This is a genomic window from Ochrobactrum sp. MYb379 (genome assembly GCF_037479515.1).
GTDB lineage: Bacteria > Pseudomonadota > Alphaproteobacteria > Rhizobiales > Rhizobiaceae > Brucella.
Window position 1 is genome coordinate 40,774 of the sequence record NZ_JBBGYW010000013.1, and the last position, 24,249, is coordinate 65,022.

Genomic DNA, 24,249 nt, shown 5'->3' on the forward strand with positions numbered 1-24,249 from the left:
AGATTCCCGATATTATTGTTATTTCACAACACTATTTCGTGCTGCGCATATAAAAGCAATGGAGCCAGCCATCTCCCTCCAGATCGCCAGCTCCATGTTCTCCCCTCCAGAGAATTAATCTCTTGAATTAAGCCACATCATGATTGGCCATTCGCTCCAGCGCACGCACCAGTCCGGAATGATCGAGACCATCGTCGCCATGCGCTGCGCATGAGTTGAACAGTTCCTGTGCCATTGACGTATTTGGTAGCGAAACGCCCAATGCTTTCGCGCCCTGCAAAGCAAGATTCAAATCCTTCTGGTGCAGCGAAATACGGAAACCCGGATCGAATGTGCGCTTGATCATGCGTTCGCCGTGCACTTCCAAAATACGCGAAGAAGCAAAGCCACCCATCAGCGCTTCACGCACCTTTGCCGGATCGGCACCCGCCTTAGACGCAAAGACCAGCGCTTCAGCTACGGCTTCAATATTGAGCGCGACAATAATCTGATTGGCGACCTTGGTGGTTTGCCCATCACCGCAATCGCCAACCAGCGTGATGTTTTTGCCCATGAGTTTTAGGAGCGGCAGCGCCTTATCAAACGCACCCTGCGCACCGCCTGCCATAATCGAAAGGCTGGCATTCTTCGCGCCAACTTCTCCGCCCGATACCGGCGCGTCGATATATTCCGCACCCGTTGCCCGGACTTTTTTGGCAAATTCCTTGGTTTCAATCGGCGAAATTGAGCTCATATCAATGAGCGTTTTGCCTTTGCCCAAACCTTCGGCAACGCCGCCTTCGCTGAACAATACATCGGCAACCTGCGGCGTATCCGGCAGCATGAGAATGGTCATTTCGCATTCGCTTGCGACTGCCTTTGGGGTGTCGAGGACAGTCAGCCCTGCATCTAGCAAGTCCTTGTGCGGCGGTTGCGTATGCTTGGAGGTAAAAAGCTTATAGCCTGCATTTTGTAAATGCTGCGCCATTGGCTTGCCCATGATGCCAAGCCCGATAAAACCGATATTTGTCATAGCCATTCCCCCTATGCAGTCAGCCGTTCGGCTTGATCTTGTTTAAACCAACTAAGACCTTCCTCAGTGGTGGTCTTCGGCTTGTATTCGCAACCAATCCAACCCGTGTAGCCAGCATTTTTCAGCGCTTCGAACACATATGGATAGTTGATTTCGCCCGTGCCCGGCTCGTTGCGCCCCGGATTATCGGCCAGCTGAATATGTGCTATCAGCGGCTTGTAGCGCTCATAGGTGGCGATGAGTTCGCCGCGCGTGCGCTGCTGGTGATAAAGATCATATTGGATAAACAGGTTGTTGCTGCCGACTTCATCAATGATCGACACCGCCTGTTCGACCGTGTTGAGATAAAAGCCCGGCATGTCGTAATGGTTGATCGGCTCGATCAGCAAACGAATGCCATGCTTGCCAAATTCGCGCGCGGCAAGCCGCAGATTGCTCACGAACGTTGCGCGCAATGCATCGGGATCGACGCCTTGCGGCGCAAGTCCCGCGAGGCAATTGACCTGCGAACAATTGAGCGCAGTCGCATAGTCAATTGCATCGGCAATACCACGGCGAAACTCGTCAATCCGATCCGGCAGAACGGCAATACCGCGCTCGCCACCAGCCCAGTTTCCTGCGGGCAGATTGTGCAGCACCTGTGCCAGATTATGACGGTCCAGTGCTGCCTTCAGCTCGTGACGATTGAAGTCATACGGGAAGAGATATTCGACCCCTTTGAAACCCGCTTTCGCTGCCAGTGCAAAGCGCTCCATAAACGGCACTTCATTAAAAAGCATAGTCAGATTGGCTGCAAATCTTGGCATAGCCCATTCCTCCGAAATTAATCTAATAAAGCCGCAATTGCAGTTGGCGCATCTTCGCCACGCTCGGCCAGTTCCTCAAACTCGACAACCTGATCGATGTCGGCTCCCATGGAGATATTGGTGACACGTTCGAGAATGAATTCAAGCACAACCGGCACCTGATGTTCTTCCATCAACGCCTTTGCCTGTTCAAAACTCTCGGCAAACTGGTTGGGGCTTCGCACCCGGATCGCCTTGCAGCCCAGTCCTTCGGCAACCGCGATATGATCGACGCCATAGCCCTTTTCGGCATCGCCCGATGCGTTGATGTTATCAAATGCCAGGCTGACCTCGAAATCCATATTAAAGCCGCGTTGCGCCTGACGGATTAGGCCGAGATAGGAATTGTTCACGACCACATGAATGTAAGGCAGCTTGTGCTGTGCGCCGACCGCCAGCTCTTCAATCATAAACTGGAAATCATAATCGCCGGACAGTGCAACAATCGGGCGATCTGGATCAGCCGCGCGAACGCCAAGTGCTGCTGGCAATGTCCAGCCCAATGGACCAGCCTGACCGCAATTGATCCAGTTGCGCGGGCGATAAACATGCAGGAACTGCGCACCAGCAATCTGGCTCAGACCAATTGTGGTGACATAGCAAGTATCGCGGCCAAAGGCCCGGTTCATCTCTTCATAAACGCGCTGAGGCTTCAACGGCGTTTGATCAAAATGCGTCTTGCGCAGCATGGTTTTTTTGCGCTCAGCGCATTCTTGCGCCCAGCCGGACCAATCGCGCAGCTTACCTGCCGTCTTCCATTCGGTGGCAACATCCAGCAGCAGTTTTAACGCTTTGGCAGCATCCGAAACGATACCGAAGTCCGGTGCGAACACACGGCCAATCTGGGTGGGTTCAATATCGATATGGATAAATTTGCGGTCTTTCTTATAGGTTTCCACATTGCCGGTGTGACGGTTGGCCCAGCGATTGCCAATACCGATAACCATATCTGAAGCCAATAGCGTCGCGTTGCCATAGCGATGCGAGGTCTGAAGACCACACATGCCCGCCATGAGGCGGTGATCATCAGGGATAACGCCCCAGCCCATCAAGGTCGGGATAACCGGAATGCCGGTGATTTCAGCAAACTCAACCAGAAGATCGGAAGCATCGGCATTGATGATGCCGCCACCCGCTACGATCAGCGGATGTTCCGCATCATTCAACATCGCAATGGCTTTTTCAGCCTGTGCGCGGGTGGCTGATGGCTTGTAAGCCTCCATTGGCTGATAAGTATCGATGTCAAACTCGATTTCGGCGAGTTGGACATCGATCGGCAGATCGATCAGCACCGGGCCGGGGCGACCCGACTTCATGATATGAAATGCCTTTTGGAAAACAAAAGGCACCAGTGCAGGCTCCATAACCGTGACCGCCCATTTGGTGACAGGGGCCGCGATCTTGGCGATATCCACTGCCTGAAAGTCTTCCTTGTCGAGGCGCGCGCGGGGTGCTTGGCCTGTAACGCAGAGGATTGGAATTGAATCTGCTGATGCCGAGTAAAGCCCGGTGATCATATCGGTGCCAGCCGGGCCGGATGTTCCGATGCAAAGGCCAATATTGCCGTGTTTTGCTCGGGTGTAACCTTCCGCCATATGGGAAGCGCCTTCAACATGACGCGCCAGAATGTGACGGATCGAACCCCGCGCCCGCATGGCCGAATAAAACGGATTGATCGCAGCACCTGGCACACCAAATGCGCAATCGATCCCTTCTTTCTCCAGCACAAGTATGGCTGCATCCACTGCACGCATTCTGGCCATGTTGATCTCCTCCAACGGAAAAATAATCCATAACAAAAATCTATTCTATAAAAATGGAAATGCATACCATTCTATGGAAATAAGGATTTTCAACGAAATGGAGATAATCGACATGCACTTTCGGAGAGAACATGGATGCGGTAGTGATGAGAGAGCAGGGAATCGGAGGTGGCTAATGGAACAGGTAAAAGCAAAGCGGGGCCGCAAGGCTGCGGAAAACGCGGCACCTTCCTCCGTTCAGGTTCTGGATCGCAGTCTCAAGCTTCTGGCGCTGATTGCCGAAAATGATGGCTCGACGTTGACCGATCTTGCTGATGAAAGTGGGATGGCGCCTTCCACCGTGCACCGGCTTCTGACCTCGCTCGCCAATCACGGCATGGTTTCTCATGATCTGGAAAGCGGCGACTGGACCATTGGTGTCAAGGCGTTTGAAATTGGCAATGCGTTTCGCCGTTTCCGCAAGCTCGGCACACTGGCGCGGCCCTATCTCAAATCATTGATGGAAGCGAGCGGCGAGACCGCCAATATCGGCATCGAAGATGATGGTGATGTGGTGTTTATCTCGCAAGTCGAAAGCCACGCGCCGATGCGCGCTTTCTTTCGTCCAGGACGGCGTGGACCTATCCATGCATCCGGTATTGGCAAAGCAGTTCTGTCCACATGGTCGGATACCCAAATTGCGCGCACGCTTTCAGGCAAAGCGCTCGAGCAGTTTACACAACGTACGCTCGATACATTGCCTCTACTGCTGAAAGACATTCAGGCAACCCGCACACGGGGCTGGTCGATTGATGATGAAGAGCATACGCTTGGTATGTGCTGCATCGCGGCGCCTATTTTCAATGAGCATGGCGAGGCGATTGCAGGGATTTCCGTGTCCGGGCCTGCGGTTCGTTTGCCCCGGCAAAAGCTCGAAGAACTGGGGCCACTCATTCGGTCTACAGCCGATGACCTGACCCATGCAATGGGCGGCAAACGTCCGGAGGAACTTTAATCAAAAAAGAAAGACCCGCTGCAGATTTCTCCGCCGCAGGTACTCCCTCTCCCTCCTCCAGAGATTTTTTAGGCCAATTCAGCCTTTAGCGGCTTGCCCGCCACATATGTTTCAACAATTGCGCGATCATCGCCCAGCGTTTGCAGCAGGAACAATTCCTGCTCGAGTGTTGAAACGGCTGCCATGCGCAAGCGCATTGCCGAGGTGGCAGAGGAATCGAGCACCACGATGTCGGCTTCGGTGCCTTCTTCGAGCGTACCGATCTTGTCTTCCATCGATAGTGCACGAGCATTGCCGAGCGTCATCATGTAGAATGACTGGAACGGATTGAGCCGGTTGCCACGCAATTGCAGAACCTTGTAGCCCTCGTCCATCGTGCGCAGCATCGAGAAGCTGGTGCCGCCGCCAACATCGGTAGCCACTGCCATACGCACGCCCGATGCTTTGAGGCGATCACGGTCGAAAAGCCCAGAGCCGAGAAACAGGTTCGAAGTCGGGCAGAAGACTGCAATTGAGCCGGTTTCCGCCATGACGCCCACTTCACGATCTTCCAGATGAATGGAATGACCGAGCAATGTCTTTTCGCCGAGAAGCCCATAATGCTCATAGATGCCAAGATAATCCGGCGCATCGGGATAGAGCGACTTCGTAAACTCGATTTCTTCGTGGTTTTCCGACAGATGAGTCTGGATAAAGCATTCAGGATGCTCGCGGGCAAGCGCCTGACTTGCTTCCAACTGTTCTGGTGTTGAGGTAATCGCAAAACGCGGCGTAATCACATAATCAAGCCGGTCCTTGCCGTTCCAGCGGGCAATCAGCTGCTTGCTGTCATCATAACCCGATTGTGCCGTGTCGCACAGTGCTGGCGGCGCGTTGCGGTCCATCATCACCTTGCCGCCCAGCATACGCATATTGCGATGTTGCGATGCACGGAAATAGGCATCGACGCTTTGCGGATGCACCGAACAATAGGCAACGGCGGTCGTTGTGCCATGGCGGATCAGCTCATCCAGAAAGCGCTCAGCGATAAATTCCGCGTGCTGCTCATCGGCGAATTTCTGCTCTGCCACGAATGTATAGGTGTTGAGCCACTCAAGAAGATTGGCCGCATAGGACGCGATAACCTGCGTCTGTGGGTAGTGAATATGTGTATCGATGAAACCCGGCAAAATGAGATGCGGGCGATGGTCGGCAACCTGAACATCATGGCCCACTTCGGCGCTCACATCGGCATAGTCACCGAGGCGCGCGATACGGCCATTTTCGACCAGAACGGCTCCATCTTCGATATAGCGATAAGATTGCGCATCATCCAGACTTTGCGGTTCTTCACGAAAACTCAGCACACGGCCACGGATGAGAAGTTTGGTCATTATTGCTTTGCTCCAGCAGTCGCAGATTCATACCAGGAAGCGAGAAGCTTGCGCTCCTCATTGCTCACGCCGGTCACATTGGCAGGCGGCATGGCATGGGAACGACCAGCCTGCAAATAGATTTCACGGGCATGGGCCGCGATTTCCCGATCATTTTCAAGCACTACGCCCTTCGGTGGCGCGATGATGCCTTCCCAGCCGGGCTCCTTAGCATGACACATCGCACAGCGTCCGAGAACGGTATCCCGCACCTTATCAAAGTGCGGGTCCGAAATGAAACTCTGCTGTAACGATGAAATCTTTTGCTCTTCCGGTTCGCCCGTCAAGATTTTCGGCACAGTGGACAGCCACATGATCACGATGAACAGCAGCACCGTCACGAGCCATGTCCAAGTTGGATTGCCTTTGCGGGCATGGCGCGTGTTGAACCAATGGCGGATTGTAACGCCCATCAGGAACACCAGCGAAGCGATGATCCAGTTAAACTCGGTGCCAAATGCCAGCGGGTAATGGTTCGAGAGCATCAGGAACAGAACCGGCAGCGTCAGATAGTTGTTATGCGTGGAACGCTGCTTGGCGATCTTGCCGTATTTCGGATCGGGCTTGCGACCGGCAATGAGATCGGCCACCACGATTTTCTGGTTCGGAATAATGACCATGAACACGTTGGCAGACATGATTGTCGCGGTAAATGCGCCCAGATGCAGGAAGGCAGCGCGCCCCGTGAACAGATGCGTATAGCCCCATGCCATAAACACCAGAATGACGTAGAGGATCACCATCAAAAGCGTGTCGCTTTTGCCAAGCATTAGCTTGCAGATGGTGTTGTAGACAATCCAGCCAAAAGCCAGCGAGGCAATCGAAATGGCAATCGCGGTGGTTGCCGAGACATCGAGTACGTTCGGATCGACCAGATAAAGATCAGCGCCCGCATAGTAAACGATGCAGAGCAGCGTGAAGCCCGACAGCCATGTGGCATAAGATTCCCATTTGAACCACGTCAGGTGTTCAGGCATTTCGGCGGGTGCAACCAGATATTTCTGGATGTGATAGAAGCCACCACCATGCACCTGCCACTCCTCTCCATGCGCTCCAACGGGCAAGCCGGGGCGCTGGCGCAAGCCAAGGTCGAGCGCGATAAAATAGAAAGACGAGCCGATCCACGCAATTGCGGTGACGACGTGTAGCCACCGCGCAGCGAAGCCCAGCCAGTCCCAGGCCACGGCAAGATCATACATGCGGCACTCCCATTCTTGTTCTTGACGCGCATCTTATCCGAAAACCGTTTTACACTTTTCGGGACGCGCTTTCGTTCCCTGCTTTTGTATTTGCCAAAGCTTTGCGCCTGTGTGAACGTCGCATCAAGACCATCACTTTCAAAAAAAACTATACAATGGTGGAACGAACGCATGTCTTACCTTGATAATCTGCGTGTTTTTGTGCGCGTTGTCGAATTGGGAAATCTATCGGCAGCAGGTCGCGACCAGCGCGCCTCTCCAGCCGTTGCAAGCAATCGAATCAAGGAGTTGGAGAAGCATTTGGGCGTGCGGCTCTTCAACAGAACGACACGCAAACTGACCCCAACAGAGCATGGCCGCATCTTTTATGATGGTGCGATAAAGATACTCGAAGCGGTCGATGAAGCGGAAGCCGCAGTGGCCGAATTGGCCAAAAATCCGAAAGGATCGATTCGGATTACAGCGCCTTTAGGACTGGGTCGAAGACTGATTGCATCGGGAATTCCGGAGTTTCACGACAAATATCCGGACATAGAAGTGCGCCTGCGACTATCTGACCATGAGATCGACATTATGAGCGAAAGCGTTGATGTTGCTTTCAAATTAGGCGTTCTGGAAAATTCCAATCTGCGCATGCGCGGCATTTTAAACTGTGAGCGTGTGATCTGCGCTGCCCCAGAATATCTCGAAAAACACGGCACTCCACAGTCTCCTGATGAGTTGTTGGGTGATCAGCACGACTGCCTTCTGCTGCGTTTTCCTGGCTCAAAAGAGTTTTACTGGTCGCTACAAACCGCAGAGGGCCTGCGCAAGTTTGAAGTCACCGGACCATATGACTCCGACGACGGCGACGTATTGACGCAATGGGCGCTCGGCGGGCGTGGAATCATCAACAAGCCGCTGTTTGAGGTGAAGGAATATATCCGCGACGGGCGGCTGATTCCGATTCTTGAAAGCACCCCACCAGCATCAATCCAGCTTGCAGCGATCTATCCGCATAAGCGCTTTCAGGATCCGAAAGTGCGTCTGATCATCGATTTTATGACTGAGCGCTGCCAACGGCAGATCAAGGAATTGCTGGCTTAAGAGCGCGTTACGATCTGATTGAATCAGATCGGCGCTCTAAATATTTATTCTAACGCACATCTTTGTCCGCAAACCGTTTCACACTTTTCGGGATGCGCTCTAAACCAATTGCAAAACTTTGTTGGAAACCAGCACCGAGGTCAAAACCTCCGCCGCAGCCAATGCGGCAATAACTTCCGGCCGCTTGTCTTTGACAACTGCACCACCAACCGGACAGACGAGATTTTCAAACAAATCAGCGCTGCCGAATTCGTTTTTCAACCAATTCTTGAAAGTGGCTTTTTTGGTTTTTGAGCCGATCATGCCAACATAGACGGCATCACCCCGCTGCAAAGCCTCAGCCACGATCAGAAAATCAAGCGCATGGTCATGGGTCAGCACGATGAATGCGCTTGCCGGTGGAGCTGAACGGACCACCTGTTCCGGCATTGCCGCAAGACAGGTTTCAACGCCGGGCGCATCGACGGCCATAAGCTCCGCCTCACGCGTATCGACCAGAATGACGCGCACAGGGGTCAGCGACAATGCATAGGCAAGCGCGTCACCAACATGGCCAGCGCCAAAAACATAGACATGCGGACGCATGGCAATTTCGGCATCGACTTTAATGACCAATTCTTCGGCAAGGCCACGGTTCACGCGCTTGAAACCCAAAGCCACGCGACCACCGCAGCACTGTCCGATCTCGGGGCCAAGCGGCACATCCATCGGGGAATCTTTGCCGCCCGCTAAAATCTTCCGGGCATGGTCAATCGCCATATATTCGAGTTGCCCGCCGCCAATGGTGCGGAAAATCATATCGCGCGCAACAAGCATCCAAGCCCCCGCATCCCGCGGGGCAGAACCTCTGACATCAGTGACTTCGATCAGAACACTATCGGGCCGCTTATTCAGAAACGCCCTTATGTCGTCCCGCCTGCCCAGCATCGCATCAGCCTCTCTGACTTCGCAGCCGCTCGATTGCCATCAAGACACGCTCGGGCGTTGCAGGCGCATCAAGGCGCGGACTGGTCTTATGATCTGCAACACTCGCCACTGCATCCGACAGCGCATAGAGCACCGACATACCGTGTGGCAGCGGCGGCTCACCCACCGCCTTAGAGCGGTGGATCGTCGGCTCATAAGCCTCCGACCAGTCGGTCAGTGCTACATTGAAAATCTTCGGACGGTCCGAGGCCAGAGGGATCTTATAGGTCGATGGTGCATGCGTGCGCAGCCTGCCCTTATCGTCCCAGACAAGCTCTTCCGTGGTCAGCCAGCCCATGCCCTGCACAAAGCCGCCTTCCACTTGTCCAATATCAATAGCGCGGTTCAGCGAACGCCCGGTATCGTGCAGAATATCGGTGCGTTCCACCACATATTCGCCGGTCAATGTATCGACAGACACCTCGGAACAGGCAGCACCATAGGCATAATAATAGAAGGCGTGGCCTTTACCCTTGGCGCGATCCCAATGGATTTTTGGCGTCTTGTAATGACCCGATGCGGAAAGCTGCACGCGCCCGATATAGGCCTGCTTCACCAAATCGTTGAAGCTGACTTCCTGATTGCCGACGCGTATGCGGTTTGGCAGGAAAACAACCTGATTTTCCGGCACCTGATATTGCTGGGCGGCAAAATGAATAAGGCGCTTCTTGATCTGACGCGCTGCATCCTGCGCCGCCATACCATTGAGATCAGCGCCGGACGATGCCGCCGTGGGCGCTGTGTTTGGAACTTTCGCGGTCGTAGTTGCGGTGATCTTCACGCGATCAAGGTCGATCTGGAATTCTTCAGCAACCACCTGCGCCACTTTCAGATGAAGCCCCTGCCCCATCTCGGTTCCGCCATGGTTCATATGTACCGAACCGTCATTATAGACATGCACCAGCGCACCGGCCTGATTGGATTCCGTCTTGGTGAAGGAAATCCCGAATTTCACTGGCGTCAGTGACATGCCGCGTTTGACATAGCGGCTTTTGGCGTTGAATTCGCGGATTGCCTCGCGGCGCTTCGCGTAATCCGCACTTTCCTCAAGCTCGGCAACAATGCGCTGGATGATGCAGTCTTCCACCTTCTGGTGATAGGGCGTGACATTGCGTGTGCCGTCTGTTCCCATCGCGTCATAGAAATTGAGCTTGCGGATTTCGAGCGGATCTTTACCGACAGCAAAGGCCACTTCTTCGATCACGCGCTCGGCACCGACCATGCCTTGCGGACCGCCAAAACCACGAAAGGCCGTGTTGGAAACCGTATTGGTATAAAGCGGCGCGGATTGCGCATGAACGGCGGGGAAGAAATAGGCATTGTCGCAGTGAAACAGCGCGCGATCACCAACCGGACCGGACAGGTCGGCAGAGAAACCGGCATTCAACGCGAACAGATAATCGACACCGAGGATATTGCCCGCATCGTCAAAGCCCACTTCGTAGTCGACGACGAAATCATGGCGCTTGCCGGTCGAGGTCATGTCCTCATCACGGTCGAGCCGGATTTTGACGGCGCGTTTGTGCTTCTTGGCAGCGATAGCGGCAATTGCCGCCCATTGGTTTGACTGCGTTTCCTTGCCGCCAAAACCGCCACCCATGCGGCGCACTTCTACCGTCACCGAATGGCTCGGAACGCCAAGCGCATGGGCCACCAGATGCTGGGTTTCGCTTGGCCCCTGCGTGGAGCAATAGATCGTCACGTCTTCATCTTCGCCGGGGATCGCAAGCGATACCTGCCCTTCGAGATAAAAGTGATCCTGCCCTCCGATTTTCATGCGGGCTTTGACCTTGCGCGGCGCGTCGTCAATGGCCTTACGGGCGTCACCACGATTAAGCGTCAACGGCGTGAAGACCAGCTTGTCTTTGTAGCCGTCGAGACTCGAAATCGAAAACAGGCCGGGCATTTCTTCATAGTCTATCTTGGCAAGGCGAGCTGCGCGACGCGCCTGATCACGCGTGCGGGCCAAAACCGCAAAGATCGGCTGGCCGTGAAATTGCACAGTGTCTACCGCAAAAATCGGATCATCATGCATACCGGATGGCGAGACGTCGTTTTCGCCTGGCACGTCCTTATAAGTCAGTACGTCGACCACACCGGGGGCAGAGCGTACTGCCGACAAATCAATTCCGGTGATTTTGGCGTGTGCCACGGTCGAACAACCGATACCGATATGCAGCGTGCCTTCGGGTTCAGGAATATCGTCGATATAGACCGCTTCACCCGTCACATGCTTATGCGCTGAGTCATGGCGCTGATCGGTTGCGACACCGCCTTTAATGCGCGCCGCTTTGATTTCAGATGCAGGATGCTTGTTCATGTCATCCTCCTTATGCCGCAACAGTGTTTGGCTTACGCAAAGCTTCGCTCTCGCCCTGCGTTTCAGCATAGAAGCGGCGGAGCAGATTTTTCGCAACCAACAAACGGTAACCAGCACTCGCACGCATGTCGCTCAAAGGCTGATAGTCGAGGCCATAGGCTTCAAGTGCCGCCTCGACAGTTGCGTCATTCCATGGCTTGCCAAGAAGGGCTGCTTCCACATTCAACGCCCGCTTTGGCGTTGCGGCCATGCCGCCATAGGCGATGCGGATGGAGGCGACATTGCCATGTACATCGAGTGTCAGATGAAAGGCGCCAAGCGTTGCCGTGATGTCTTCCTCAAAACGCTTGGAGATTTTGTGAATAGCAAACTGACTGCGCTCGTCCGGAATTGGCACATGCACGGCTTCGACAAACTCGCCGTGCTGACGATCCTGTTTGCCGTAGGCGATGAAGAAATCTTGCACTGGAATCGTCCGGCGTTCGGCACCCTTGCGCAGTGTCAGCTTTGCATCAAGCGCGATCAATGGTGGTGGTGTGTCGCCAATAGGCGAACCATTGGCGATGTTGCCGCCGATGGTGCCCATATTACGCACCTGCTCGCCGCCAATGCGGTTGATCAGGCTTCCCAGCGCAGGAATGCGCTTCGCCAGAAATAAAAAAGCTTCGGTATAGGTGACGCCCGCGCCAATGCTGATAACACCATCTTTTTCGCTAATTGTCCGCAATTCATTGAGGTGACCAATGAATACTACCGGCGAAATATCACGCATCATTTTCGTGACCCAGAGGCCCACATCGGTTGAACCGGCAACGATTGTGGCCTTGGCTTCGGCTGCATAAATATTGGCAAAATCTTCGAGATCAGCAGGCACGACCAGACGGTCCTTGCCGCTGCCGATTTCAACCCGTGTGCCGTCGCGTAAAGCGCTGAGCTGGCTGATGACATAGGCGCGTTCGATCGCGAGCGGATCATCGGTCAAGGTGCCATAGTCAGATATTGCACGCGCGGCACGCATGATCGCCTCATAACCGGTGCAACGGCAGAGATTGCCTTGCAGTGCCTTTTCAATTTGTGCATCCGCTGGCTTTGGATTGCGCATCCAGAGACCATAAAGCGACATGACAAAGCCCGGCGTGCAGAAGCCGCATTGCGAGCCGTGAAAGTCGATCATCGCTTTTTGCACAGGATGCAGACCGCCGTCGGAGCCGCGCAGATGCTCAATGGTTACGACATGCGTAGCATCGAGAGAGCCTACAAAACGGATGCAGGCATTCACGCTTTCATAGACGAGTTCGTCATCGACAATCTTGCCAACCAGCACCGTGCAGGCACCGCAATCGCCCTCGCCGCAGCCTTCCTTGCTGCCGCGTAATTTGCACGAAAGCCGCAGATAATCGAGCAGAGTTTCTGTGGGCGAAACACGGTCTAATTCAACCGTCTCGCCATTCAGCAAAAAGCGGAGTGTATGTCTGACGGCTTGACCCATATCGCTTAACTCCCGCGATAGGTTGAATAGGAAAACGGCGAAACCAGCAACGGCACATGATAATGCGCCTTTTCGTCGGAAATGCCAAAGCGCAATGGCACCACATCCAGAAACGGAATGGTGTCAGCGCTTTTGCCGAAATATTCGCCAACGTGAAAAAGCAGCTCGTAAGAACCTTGATGCAGTGTATCGTCGGCAAGCAGCGGTGCATCACAGCGACCATCTGCATTGGTGCGGATTTCGCGCAAAGTTTCGGCTTGCTGATTCTCAATGCGGCGCAATTCGATGCGCAGATTTGCCGCTGGCTTGCCACTCACCGTATCGAGGACATGCGTCGTTAACCGGCCCTGACCGCTCGTTTCGTGACCCATTTGTACTCCTGCCGCTTGCGCGATTCGACCTATCTACCGTCGCAACCATTGCAAGCTATTGTTTTTATGTGGTTTATTTCGCACGACATTCAAGCCTTTGCGAACCACACTTGTTCCCGATTGTGAGTATTCACCGAAGCTCTGTCTTGGGAAAGATGATAATCGTTGGATGTCTTTCAAAATTTTGAGGGGGAATAGTCTGCGTAAATCTTTATTATCATAAGAAAAAACCATGAATAATCGAGGGAAGACCATATGAGTTATCCGCGCAATCTGGTTGGCTATGGCCGCAACACACCAGACCCACAATGGCCGGGCGATGCCAACATCGCCGTGCAGTTCGTCGTCAATTATGAAGAAGGTGGTGAAAGCTGCATTCTCGATGGCGATCCGGCATCCGAAAACCTGCTTTCCGAAATCGTCGGCGCGCAGGCATGGAACGGCCAGCGCAACCTCAATATGGAATCCATCTACGAATATGGCGCCCGATCCGGCTTCTGGCGTTTGTGGCGCGCTTTTACGCGACGCAACATGCCCGTCACCGTTTATGGCGTGACCCTTGCCATGGAACGCAATCCCGAAGCTGTTTCAGCCATGAAGGAAGCGGACTGGGAAATCGCCAGCCACGGCCTGCGCTGGTGGGAATATAAGGACGTTCCCGAAGAGGTTGAACGCGAACATATTCGCGAAGCGGTGCGCCTGCATACAGAAATAACCGGCTCGCGTCCGCTTGGCATTTATCAGGGCAAGCCGTCGGATAACACGCTTAATCTGGTGATGGAGGAAGGCGGCTTTCTCTATTCAGCCGATTCCTATGCCGATGAATTGCCTTATTGGGTGAAGGGGCCAAAGGGCCCGCATTTGATCGTGCCTTATACGCTCGACACCAATGATATGCGCTTCGCAACGCCACAGGGTTTTAACTCCGGCGATCAGTTCTACAGCTATCTCAAAGACACATTTGATGTGCTTTACCGCGAAGGTGCGGAAGGTGCGCCGAAAATGATGTCAATTGGCCTGCATTGCCGTCTGGTCGGGCGTCCGGGCCGTGTGGCAGCACTTGAGCGGTTCCTCGATTATGTGCAGACGCATGACAAGGTCTGGGTTGCCAAACGCGTCGATATTGCGCGGCACTGGCATGAACATCACAAGCCAAAGGCAGTCAATGTGGTGCCATCGAAAGCCAGCAAGGCAGATTTCGTTGCGCGCTATGGCGGGATTTTCGAGCATTCGCCATGGATTGCCGAGCGCGCCCATGACATGGGCCTGACGGAACTGGCAGACTCGGCTTCCGGTCTTCACACGGTTCTGGTGCGTGCTTTCCGCGCTGCATCGGATGATGAAAAGCTCGGTGTGCTGCGCGCCCATCCTGATCTTGCAGGCAAGCTTGCAGCGGCGAAGCGTCTGACACCGGAATCGACCTCTGAGCAGGCAGGGGCGGGTCTTGATGCTTTGACGGACGATGAGCGCAAGACGTTTACTGAACTTAACGACACTTACACGCAAAAATTCGGCTTTCCATTTATCATCGCGGTCAAGGGCCGCAACGCCCAAGAAATTCTGAGCGCGTTCAAACGGCGCGTCGAAAACAGCAAGCAAGCAGAGCTGGAAACCGCATCCGAACAGGTCGAGCGCATCGCGCTGCTGCGGCTGAAAGATATTCTTCCTGAGACACTTTACTAGGATAAGACCATGAGCCGTAATTATTACGCCCCGACCGGTGGCCTGCCGCCACAGACGCAAATTCTGACCGATCGCGCGATGTTCACCGAAGCCTATGCGGTCATTCCGAAAGGCACATTCAGCGATATCGTCACAAGCTTTCTGCCCTTCTGGGACAAGACGCGGCTTTGGATTATTGCGCGCCCGTTATCGGGTTTTGCCGAGACTTTCTCACAATATATTATGGAAGTGCAGCCCGGCGGCGGCAGTGATCGTGCAGAGCTTGATGATGGCGCACAGGGTGTGTTGTTTGTTGTCGAAGGCGAAGTGACCGTCACGCTTGCCGGCCAGGATCATGTGCTTACCGAAGGCGGCTATGCCTATCTGCCGCCCAAAAGCGGCTGGACGCTTCGCAACAATTCAGGTGCTGTCGCGCGCTTCCATTGGGTGCGCAAGGCTTACGAGTATGTCGATGGCCTTGATGTGCCGGAGCCGCTTTTCTTGAATGAAAAGAACATCGCACCAACACCTATGCCCGACACCAATGGCGCATGGGCCACGACGCGCTTTGTCGATCCGAACGATCTGCGCCACGACATGCATGTGACCGTGGTGACATTCGAGCCGGGCGGCGTCATTCCGTTCGCCGAAACCCATGTGATGGAACACGGGCTTTATGTTCTTGAAGGAAAAGCGGTTTATCGGCTCAATCAGGACTGGGTGGAAGTAGAGGCAGGCGACTTCATGTGGCTGCGCGCCTTCTGTCCGCAGGCTTGCTATGCCGGTGGACCCGGACAATTCCGCTATCTGCTCTACAAGGATGTCAATCGCCACATGAAGTTGTCGCGATAGAAAACCGGTAAAGCCGAAAAGAATGAATGCGGTTCAGTCTTATGTCTCCCAGATTGAACCGCAATTCAGCTATGAGCGCAAGTTCAACATCAAACTGCTTACATCACTCGGATTAACAGTCAATTCATAGAAATTAATACTTAAAATATTAGCTATTTATTTTTTTAGACCACCTGAATTTGCTTAAATAACAATAATATATTGCCTGTTGAATAGGCTCTTATTTTGTGATCAATAGTTGTTTGAGATTTGTAAACTGATTGATCGGCATTACACATCACCAATTTAGATAGAGATTGCATTTATGACAAAATATCGCTCCATCGGCCTTGCAGTTGCATTCACAACCATTTCGGGTCTGTCAGCTTTTGCTGCCCCACTTCCGGGTGGAGCAAGCACATTGCAGGAAACTTATGAGGATTGGACCGTTTCTTGCCAATCACAGAAAGATAAAACTCTCTGCGCAGTCCGTCAGGATCAGAATAGCTCTCAAACCGGCCAGCGCGTTCTGACCGCAGAACTGCGCAATGTGGATGGTGGCAAGGTAGAAGGCGTACTTCTGATGCCATTCGGTCTTGATCTCGCAAACGGTGCAGCACTCAAGATTGATGAAGCCGCGGGCCCAAATCTGACCTTCTCAACTTGTCTGCCCCAAGGATGTCTGGCGCCAGTGAGCTTTGATGCGAAACAGGTTGCGGCCCTGAAGGCAGGCGCCAATCTCAATGTGACCACGACAGCGCTCAGCCCCAGCCAGCCGGTTGCATTTAAGGTTTCGCTGAAGGGCTTTGGCTCTGCACTTGACCGCATCGTTACACTGACAAAGTAAGCAATTTTCCGGTCGAAAAGTAAGCCGCTCGCTTTTCAGCGCGCGGCTTTTGATTATACGGCTGCCGAAATATTGCTAATGCGCAAGAGCGACCGCCGCCAGCGCATCGTCATCAGCACGGATACGATTGCAAGCCCCGCCGCAAGGCCAAGCCAGACACCAGCGCCACCGAGTTTGAACTGGAATGCCAGCAAAGCGCCTAGCGGCAAGCCAACGCCCCAATAGCCAATCAATGCAAGATACATCGGAATGCGCGTATCTCGCAGGCCGCGCAGCATGCCAGCGGCAACCGCTTGTGCGCCGTCAACGATCTGGAAAAGTGCCGCAAGTGCAAGGAACGTGACAGCAAGCTCAATAACCGCAAAGTTTTCCGGATCTTTGAGATTGAGGAACACGCCGATGAACAAGCGCGGGATCAAAATCATCAGCAGACCCATGATTGCCATGAACCCTACGCCCAGTGCATAGGCGCTCCATCCTGCATAGGCGACAGCCTGCGCATCCCCGCGCCCGTAAGCACGACCGACGCGCACCGTTGCCACTTGCCCGAAGCCAAGCGGCACCATGAAGCTGAGCGACGCCACCTGTATGGCAACGGCGTGCGCTGCCATGGCAGTCGGCCCGATATAGCCCATCATAATGACGGCAGCGTAGAAGATCGACGTTTCAAATACGAAGGTCAGCGCCATTGGGAAACCAATGCGCCAAAGCTCGACCAGACGTGGCCAGTCAGCGCGCCAGAAGCGACCGAACAAACGATAGCGGCGGAAACGGCGATGGCGCATCGTGATAAATGCCATGCCGAGAAACATCATGATGCTCGACAGCGTCGTGGCTATACCCGCGCCATGCAGCTCCATACGCGGAAAGCCGAAGTGCCCGAAAATCAGGGTCCAACCAGCAAGCGCATTAAAGCCAATGGCAGCAGCAGCAATCAGCAGCGTCCACATCGGCTTTTCCATCGCAGCAAAGAACGACCGCAGCACAATATAGAAAAGATAGGGCAACAGCGCCCATTGCAACGTGTGCATAAAATCGGTGGAACGCGCCGCAATATCCGGCTGCTGGCCGAGGAAGATGAATATTTCCTCGCAATGCCACAGCACGATCCAGATCGGGATTGAAATGATAATCGCCGACCACATGCCTTGGCGCACGGTGCGGCGAACATCGCGCACCGAATGGCGGTTCTTACCGAGTGCGATGGCAATCATTGGCATAACAGCCGAGACCAGCCCCATCGAGAAGATCATCAGCGTATGATAGAAACTGGTCGCCAACAGCGCCGACGCAAGCGTGTCCTTACCGAGACGACCAATGAAGATAACGTCAGTCGCGGTGAGTGCCGCCTGCGAAAGATTAGTGAAAATCAACGGCCAGCCGAGTTTAAGCGACGTGGCCATTTCCCGGGCCCAGCGCCGAACGCTATTCACATGTGGCTCGCGAAAGCCCGCATCAACTGTATTGGTCACTCGTCACTCCCCGAACTATCCGTGGCCGTCAATCCGCCGGACAATCCATAGCTGAAACACGCGCCATGACGTCAGAGACCATGTCAATCTGAGGAATTTAGCATCGTGATACGATCATCGACTGCCCCATGCCGGCTAAGAGCGTTCATCGCTTCAAAAGCGACTACGCTCCCACTTTTCGGTTTGCTCAATTTCTTTTGGGAACGTTGTGTATGTTCCAGAAATTGATCCGGAGCCAGGCGGGTTGCACATCGATTTGCACAAAATTGGAGCACAATGGATAGCAGACTTGCATAAAGAAGCAACACATCTTGGGAAGTAAATTCTCACCTGCTGACATGCACGAAAATCAATTCCATTTACGTTGCAGAATTGTGGTTTCGCGGGTGCATTTCTGTTGACCGTTAAGCTCCTTTGCTCACCAATAGTGAAAATACCAAGTTGGGAGAAAAACCATGCGAAGCACGAAAGTCATTCACATCGTTGGCTGCCATGCAGAGGGTGAGGTTGGCGACGTTATTGTCGGTGGCGTTGCTCCTCCTCCCGGTGATAGCGTTTGGGAACAGTCGCGCTTCATTGCAAGCGACGAGACTTTGCGCAATTTCGTGCTGAACGAACCGCGCGGCGGCGTGTTTCGCCATATCAATCTTCTGGTTCCACCCAAAGACCCACGCGCTAAAATGGGCTTTATTATAATGGAACCTGCCGATACGCCGCCCATGTCGGGCTCCAATTCGATCTGCGTTTCTACCGTTTTACTCGACAGCGGCATCATCCCCATGCAGGAGCCCATCACACGCATGGTATTGGAAGCGCCCGGCGGAATCATTGAGGTGGAAGCTGAATGTCGCAACGGTAAGGCGGAGCGCATCAGCGTGCGCAACGTGCCATCCTTCGCTGACCGTCTGGATGCCGCACTGGAAGTTGAAGGGCTTGGCACCATAACAGTCGATACCGCCTATGGCGGAGACAGTTTTGTCATTGTCGATGCGGCGCATATCGGCATGAAAATCGAGCCGGAACAGGCGCGTGAACTGGCCGAAATCGGCGTGAAAATCACCAAAGCCGCCAATGAGCAATTGGGTTTCCGGCATCCTGAGAAAGACTGGAACCACATTTCATTCTGCCAGATCACTGAGCCAGTGACACGCGATGGCGATGTGCTGACAGGTGTGAATACCGTTGCCATTCGCCCCGCAAAACTTGATCGCTCACCAACCGGCACTGGCTGCTCTGCACGCATGGCAGTGTTACACGCAAAGGGCCAGATGAAAGTTGGCGAGCGGTTTATTGGAAAGTCCGTACTTGGTACGCAATTCCATTGTCGGCTTGATAAGGCTCTGGAGCTTGCTGGCAAACCCGCCATCAGCCCGATCATTTCCGGTCGCGCATGGGTGACGGGGACTTCGCAGCTTATGCTTGATCCAAGCGATCCGTTTCCAGGCGGTTATCGGCTCTCTGACACATGGCCTCGAGGCGACTGATATTTATTCGCTGACGGGCTGAACACCCGCCGCTTAATACACAAACAAAAACCCCGCCAAAGCGGGGTTTTCTTCAGTCATTTAGACGAGGCTTACGCGAAGTCGAGTGCGCGGTCGCCATCTTCATCTTTAATACGCGATGGCAGGCCGATTTGGTTCAGAATATGCAGGAATGGCTTTGGATTAAGCTCTTCCACATTGACCATCTTCTTCACGTCCCATTCGCCCGAAGCGATCAGGATTGCGGCTGCAACAGGCGGTACACCTGCAGTGTAGGAAATGCCCTGCGAACCAACTTCGTTATAGGCGTCCTTATGGTCGGCGACGTTATAGATGAAGACTTCCTTCTCTTTGCCGTCCTTCAAGCCCTTGACGAAATCGCCAATGCAGGTCTTGCCGGTGTAGTCCGGTGCCAGCGAGGATGGATCAGGCAGCACAGCCTTGACAACCTTAAGCGGGATGACTTCCAGACCTTCAGCGGTCTTAACCGGCTGTTCGGACAGAAGGCCCAGATTGTTCAGCACGGTAAAGACGTTGATATAGTGATCGCCAAAGCCCATCCAGAAACGCACATCAGCGTTTGGGTAGTTCTTTGAGAGCGAATGCACTTCATCATGGCCGGTCATATAGGCCTTGCTTGGGCCAACGACAGGCAGGTCGAAAGTCTGGCCGACTTCAAACATCTTGTTCGACTGCCACTGACCACCCTGCCATGAATAAACCGTGCCGGTAAATTCGCGGAAGTTGATTTCAGGATCGAAGTTGGTCGAGAACCAGCGGCCATGCGAACCAGCATTGATGTCAACGATGTCGATGGACTTAACCTCATCGAGATAGTCGTCGGCAGCCAGACGCGCATAGGCATTGACCACGCCCGGATCAAACCCGATGCCCAGAATGGCGGTGATGCCCTTCTCTTCGCATTCCTTCAGGTTCTTCCATTCGTAGTTGCCATACCACGGTGGGGTTTCGCAAATCTTCTTCGGATCTTCATGGATCGCAGTATCCAGATAGGCCACGCCTGTATCAATACAGGCGCGAAGAACCGACATATTAAGGAAGGACGATCCGACATTGATGACGATCTGAACGCCGATTTTCTGGATCAGAGCCTTGGTGGCTTCAATATCCAGAGCATTCAGCGCATGCGCTTCCAGCTTCACCTCAGTCTTGAGGCTCTTCTTTTCATGCACGCTATCGATAATGTTGCGGCATTTCTCAACCGTGCGGGACGCAATATGGATATCGCCCAAAATGTCAGAGTTTTGTGCACATTTATGTGCAACAACCTGTGCCACGCCCCCGGCGCCGATAATGAGAACGTTCTTCTTCATTTTCTGTCGATGCTTCCTCTTCCAGCGGTTTCCCGCCATCTGTTTACTGTCCCCGGCTCTCCTGCCTTATGGAACGTGTTGAGTTCGTGCGATTTTTAAGCCGTCACAGGTCTCAGGAGAGAGACCCTTCAAAATCCGCATAATCAAATTCGCGGACAATCTTCACCGTGCCGTCGAGTTCACGCACGGCAATGGCTGGCATTTTCACGCCATTAAACCAGTTCTTTTTGACCATCGTATAACCGGCAGCATCTTCAAATGAGAGGCGATCGCCAATAGCCAGCGGCTTGTCGAAATTGAATTCGCCGAAAATATCACCCGCTAGGCAGGATTTGCCGCAGATCATATAGCTGTGCTCGCCATTGTTCGGCACCATCTTCGCTTTTTCACGATAGATCAGCAGATCAAGCATATGCGCTTCAATCGAGCTATCGACCACGGCAAGGTTCTTGCCGTTATAAAGTGTGTCGAGAACCGTCACTTCCAGCGTCGTGGTCTTGGTGATCGAAGCTTCGCCCGGCTCCAGATAGACCTGCACGCCGAACTTTTCCGAAAACGCCTTCAGGCGCGCGCAGAAATCATCGACCGGATAATCGTCGCCCGTGAAATGGATACCGCCGCCAAGGCTGACCCATTCAACGCGATGCAACAGCGAGCCGAACTTTTCTTCAATATCGGTCAGCATCGTGTCGAAAAGACCGAAATCAGAATTTTCGCAATTGTTATGGATCATGAAGCCGGTGACGCGGTCCATAACCTTTTCAACCTTCGCGACATCCCATTCGCCAAGCCGGCTGAACGGACGCGCAGGATCAGCGAGATCGAAGGTTGAAGACGAAATGCCTGGATTAAGACGCAGACCGCGCTTGATGTGTGCTGCTTTATCGGCGAAGCGCTCAAACTGACTGATCGAATTGAAAATGATCTTGTCGGCATGGCTGACAACTTCGTCGATCTCGTGATCAGCATAGGCCACGCTATAGGCGTGTGTCTCGCCACCAAAACGCTCATGGCCAAGACGCACTTCGTTAAGCGAGGACGAGGTGGTACCGTCCATATATTCGCTCATCAGATCAAACACCGACCATGTGGCAAAGCATTTCAGCGCCAGCAGAGCTTTTGCGCCGGATTTCTCACGCACATAGGCAACTTTTTCCATGTTGCTTTTAAGCTTGGTCTTGTCGATCAAATAATATGGCGTCTGGATCATAGTCGTTCCGGGTCGTCAGCGAGGGGATATGGCCTGTCCAGTTATCTGGCCGGCACGTTATGCAGCTATATAAGGCTACTAATTAAGAGGCTTATATGAAGCTTGTGACAGAAACACAAATCCGCCACAGACATTTTGAGAAAAATTTCTCAAGAGCAGCGGCGGACTGGATATTTCTGGGCTTGATATAGGGCTTTTCATTTAAAATTGAACCCCTTTTGATTTTTATTCATGCTGTTTTACTTTCTCCCCCATTCCGAAGATCAAAAAAGCATTTTATAAGACGCACAAACGCGTGCGGACAACGGGCATCAACCCGTCTCTGAAATGCGGGATAGGACCAGGGAAAGAAATGCAGACCGAAAATCCAGCCGCCACTGTAACAGCAGGGGCTACCGCAGGCTGGGGAGAATTGTTTGCGGGCAAGAATGCGATAAGTTCGCTGACGCTCGTAGGCGGCGTAGCACTCCACGCCATCAATGTTTTTATCGCCACAACCATATTGCCAACCGTAGTCGCCGACATTGGCGGCATGGATTATTATGCATGGAACACGGCGCTGTTCGTGACCGCGTCTATTCTTGGCTCGGCGCTTGTGCCGAAACTTCTGTCACAAGCTGCACCGCGCAATGCCTATCTGGTGGCGGCAATTATCTTCGCTATTGGCACACTTGCATGCGGCTTTGCACCGTCCATGCCTGCCATGCTTGGCGGTCGCGTTGTGCAGGGGCTTGGCGGTGGCATGTTGCTGGCGCTGTCTTATGCAATGATCCGCATTGTCTTTAGCGAAAGGCTCTGGCCGCGTGCCATTGCACTTGTTTCAGGCATGTGGGGTGTGGCAACGCTGGTTGGCCCTGCTGTTGGCGGCATTTTTGCTGAGCTTGGCCAATGGCGCGCAGCCTTCTGGTCGCTGGTGCCAGTGATTGCTATCTTCGCAGTAATGGCGATGGTCGTTTTGCCAAAGCAGATCAGCAATGCTGAAAACAAAGACCGTCTTGCATGGCCGCAGCTGATTTTGCTGACCATGGCGGTACTGATTATTTCGGCTGCCAGCATTTCGCCGAGCGCGTTTTGGAATGTTGCAGGTGTTGTCATCGCATTTGCGGTGCTGATGCTGCTTGTTTTTGTCGAACATCGCTCCACAAAACGCATTTTGCCGAAGGGAACATTCAGCCTGAGCCGCCTTGGTGCGCTTTATCTCACCATGGGCTTTCTGGGCGGTTCCGTCACCAGTTCGGAAGTGTTCGTGCCGCTGTTCTTTCAAGTTCTGCATAACCAGTCACCGCTAATTGCTGGCTATCTTGCAGCGCTGATGGGCGGAAGCTGGACGCTTGGCTCCATCGGCTCATCGGGCGTGACAGGTAAAAGCGTGAACCGGGTTATCCTTGCGGCACCCATTATGGGCGTTATTGGCATGATAACACTTGCTATCCTCGTGCCTCCGGGCAGTGAAGGCAATTGGACAAGTCTGCTGCCGATCTGTCTTGCGATGATTGTCATCGGCTTTGGCGTTGGCATGACATGGCCGCATCTGCTGACACGCATTTTCAAACGCGCTGATGCAGCAGATCAGAATTTGGCTTCGGCATCGCTGACAACGGTTCAACTGTTCACCACGGCTATGGGTGCAGCACTCGCTGGCATGGTGGCCAATCTCGCAGGGCTGAGCAATCCCGGCGGGGTTGCAGGCACCGCCAATGCAGCGCTCTGGCTGTTTAGCGGTTTTGCCGTGATGTCGGGCGTCGCACTCTTTGCGGCTATCGCACTGGTGCGCAGTTCGCGTTGAAAGGCAAATCGAGCTTCCTGAGCACAACATGCTTCGGAAGCTCGCTTGATTAGAACGTGGTTTCTTGAGACTGCGTTTGGATTCGATTTAATTGCGCGACGCATATACCTGATTAACTCTTGATGTCGGGACACAGAAGCATTATTCCAACTTCCGTAATCGTCGG

The 24,249-nt window shown here is 53.5% G+C and carries 19 protein-coding genes; 7 read left to right on the plus strand and 12 right to left on the minus strand.

Features of this window, described 5'->3' with window-relative positions; translation table 11 throughout:
- Positions 1-127 precede the first annotated feature (127 nt).
- The 3 genes from WH356_RS18865 to gcl are packed head-to-tail and all read right to left on the minus strand — an operon-like array spanning position 128 to position 3,620.
- The gene (locus WH356_RS18865) at positions 128-1,012 is read right to left on the minus strand and encodes a 2-hydroxy-3-oxopropionate reductase (RefSeq protein WP_339513554.1); all 885 of its coding nucleotides are present in this window, start codon (positions 1,010-1,012) and stop codon (positions 128-130) included.
- 11 nt (positions 1,013-1,023) lie between these two features.
- Positions 1,024-1,818 (minus strand): hydroxypyruvate isomerase, encoded by a 795-nt coding sequence (gene hyi / locus WH356_RS18870; RefSeq protein WP_339513556.1) that lies wholly within the window; start codon positions 1,816-1,818, stop codon positions 1,024-1,026.
- Positions 1,819-1,835: 17 nt separating this feature from the next.
- Entirely contained in the window at positions 1,836-3,620 is a 1,785-nt protein-coding gene (gene gcl / locus WH356_RS18875; protein ID WP_339513558.1) for a glyoxylate carboligase, read from the minus strand.
- 175 nt (positions 3,621-3,795) lie between these two features.
- Here gcl and WH356_RS18880 point away from each other — a divergent pair, with 175 nt between their 5' ends.
- Positions 3,796-4,614 (plus strand): IclR family transcriptional regulator, encoded by an 819-nt coding sequence (locus WH356_RS18880; protein ID WP_339513560.1) that lies wholly within the window; start codon positions 3,796-3,798, stop codon positions 4,612-4,614.
- 68 nt (positions 4,615-4,682) lie between these two features.
- On the opposite strand, the gene guaD is transcribed toward WH356_RS18880, so the two are convergent.
- On the minus strand, positions 4,683-5,987 hold the full coding sequence (gene guaD, locus WH356_RS18885) for a guanine deaminase (protein ID WP_339513562.1): 1,305 nt from the start codon (positions 5,985-5,987) through the stop codon (positions 4,683-4,685).
- Complete coding sequence (locus WH356_RS18890) at positions 5,987-7,225, minus strand: urate hydroxylase PuuD (RefSeq protein ID WP_339513564.1); 1,239 nt, start codon at positions 7,223-7,225, stop codon at positions 5,987-5,989. Before WH356_RS18890 ends, guaD begins: the two co-directional genes overlap by 1 nt.
- A gap of 171 nt (positions 7,226-7,396) precedes the next feature.
- Here WH356_RS18890 and WH356_RS18895 point away from each other — a divergent pair, with 171 nt between their 5' ends.
- Positions 7,397-8,311 (plus strand): LysR family transcriptional regulator, encoded by a 915-nt coding sequence (locus tag WH356_RS18895; protein ID WP_339513566.1) that lies wholly within the window; start codon positions 7,397-7,399, stop codon positions 8,309-8,311.
- 99 nt (positions 8,312-8,410) lie between these two features.
- Here WH356_RS18895 and xdhC read toward each other — a convergent pair whose 3' ends face one another.
- The 4 genes from xdhC to uraH are packed head-to-tail and all read right to left on the minus strand — an operon-like array spanning position 8,411 to position 13,457.
- Positions 8,411-9,238 (minus strand): xanthine dehydrogenase accessory protein XdhC, encoded by an 828-nt coding sequence (gene xdhC, locus WH356_RS18900; RefSeq protein WP_339513568.1) that lies wholly within the window; start codon positions 9,236-9,238, stop codon positions 8,411-8,413.
- A gap of 4 nt (positions 9,239-9,242) precedes the next feature.
- Positions 9,243-11,597 (minus strand): xanthine dehydrogenase molybdopterin binding subunit, encoded by a 2,355-nt coding sequence (gene xdhB / locus WH356_RS18905; RefSeq protein ID WP_339513570.1) that lies wholly within the window; start codon positions 11,595-11,597, stop codon positions 9,243-9,245.
- Positions 11,598-11,607: 10 nt separating this feature from the next.
- Positions 11,608-13,086 carry a xanthine dehydrogenase small subunit gene (gene xdhA, locus WH356_RS18910; RefSeq protein ID WP_339513572.1) on the minus strand — a complete coding sequence of 493 codons (1,479 nt, stop codon included), beginning with the start codon at positions 13,084-13,086 and terminating at the stop codon, positions 11,608-11,610.
- 5 nt (positions 13,087-13,091) lie between these two features.
- Complete coding sequence (uraH, locus tag WH356_RS18915; RefSeq protein ID WP_339513574.1) at positions 13,092-13,457, minus strand: hydroxyisourate hydrolase; 366 nt, start codon at positions 13,455-13,457, stop codon at positions 13,092-13,094.
- Positions 13,458-13,712: 255 nt separating this feature from the next.
- On the opposite strand from uraH, the gene puuE reads away from it, so the two are divergent.
- The 3 genes from puuE to WH356_RS18930 all read left to right on the plus strand — a co-directional run bounded on the left by puuE (position 13,713) and on the right by WH356_RS18930 (position 16,797).
- Positions 13,713-15,140, plus strand: coding sequence for an allantoinase PuuE (gene puuE / locus WH356_RS18920; protein WP_339513576.1), 1,428 nt, complete (start codon positions 13,713-13,715; stop codon positions 15,138-15,140).
- A 9-nt stretch (positions 15,141-15,149) separates the two neighbouring features.
- Positions 15,150-15,971, plus strand: coding sequence for a bifunctional allantoicase/(S)-ureidoglycine aminohydrolase (locus WH356_RS18925; RefSeq protein ID WP_339513577.1), 822 nt, complete (start codon positions 15,150-15,152; stop codon positions 15,969-15,971).
- Between the two features lie 304 nt (positions 15,972-16,275).
- On the plus strand, positions 16,276-16,797 hold the full coding sequence (locus tag WH356_RS18930) for an invasion associated locus B family protein (protein WP_339513579.1): 522 nt from the start codon (positions 16,276-16,278) through the stop codon (positions 16,795-16,797).
- Positions 16,798-16,850: 53 nt separating this feature from the next.
- On the opposite strand, the gene WH356_RS18935 is transcribed toward WH356_RS18930, so the two are convergent.
- Positions 16,851-18,269 carry an MATE family efflux transporter gene (locus WH356_RS18935; protein ID WP_339513581.1) on the minus strand — a complete coding sequence of 473 codons (1,419 nt, stop codon included), beginning with the start codon at positions 18,267-18,269 and terminating at the stop codon, positions 16,851-16,853.
- A gap of 455 nt (positions 18,270-18,724) precedes the next feature.
- Between WH356_RS18935 and WH356_RS18940 the strand changes: the two genes are divergently transcribed.
- Complete coding sequence (locus tag WH356_RS18940) at positions 18,725-19,753, plus strand: trans-3-hydroxy-L-proline dehydratase (protein ID WP_339513583.1); 1,029 nt, start codon at positions 18,725-18,727, stop codon at positions 19,751-19,753.
- Positions 19,754-19,845: 92 nt separating this feature from the next.
- Here the strand turns inward: WH356_RS18940 and WH356_RS18945 are convergent, their stop codons facing one another.
- Together WH356_RS18945 and nspC are read right to left on the minus strand one after the other, a co-directional pair.
- Positions 19,846-21,087: a saccharopine dehydrogenase family protein gene (locus WH356_RS18945; protein WP_339513585.1), complete on the minus strand. Its 1,242-nt coding sequence runs from the start codon at positions 21,085-21,087 to the stop codon at positions 19,846-19,848.
- 112 nt (positions 21,088-21,199) lie between these two features.
- Positions 21,200-22,297, minus strand: a complete 1,098-nt coding sequence (nspC, locus tag WH356_RS18950) for a carboxynorspermidine decarboxylase (RefSeq protein WP_339513587.1) — start codon at positions 22,295-22,297, stop codon at positions 21,200-21,202.
- A gap of 352 nt (positions 22,298-22,649) precedes the next feature.
- Between nspC and WH356_RS18955 the strand changes: the two genes are divergently transcribed.
- Positions 22,650-24,083 carry an MFS transporter gene (locus WH356_RS18955; RefSeq protein WP_339513589.1) on the plus strand — a complete coding sequence of 478 codons (1,434 nt, stop codon included), beginning with the start codon at positions 22,650-22,652 and terminating at the stop codon, positions 24,081-24,083.
- The last annotated feature ends 166 nt before the right edge of the window (positions 24,084-24,249 follow it).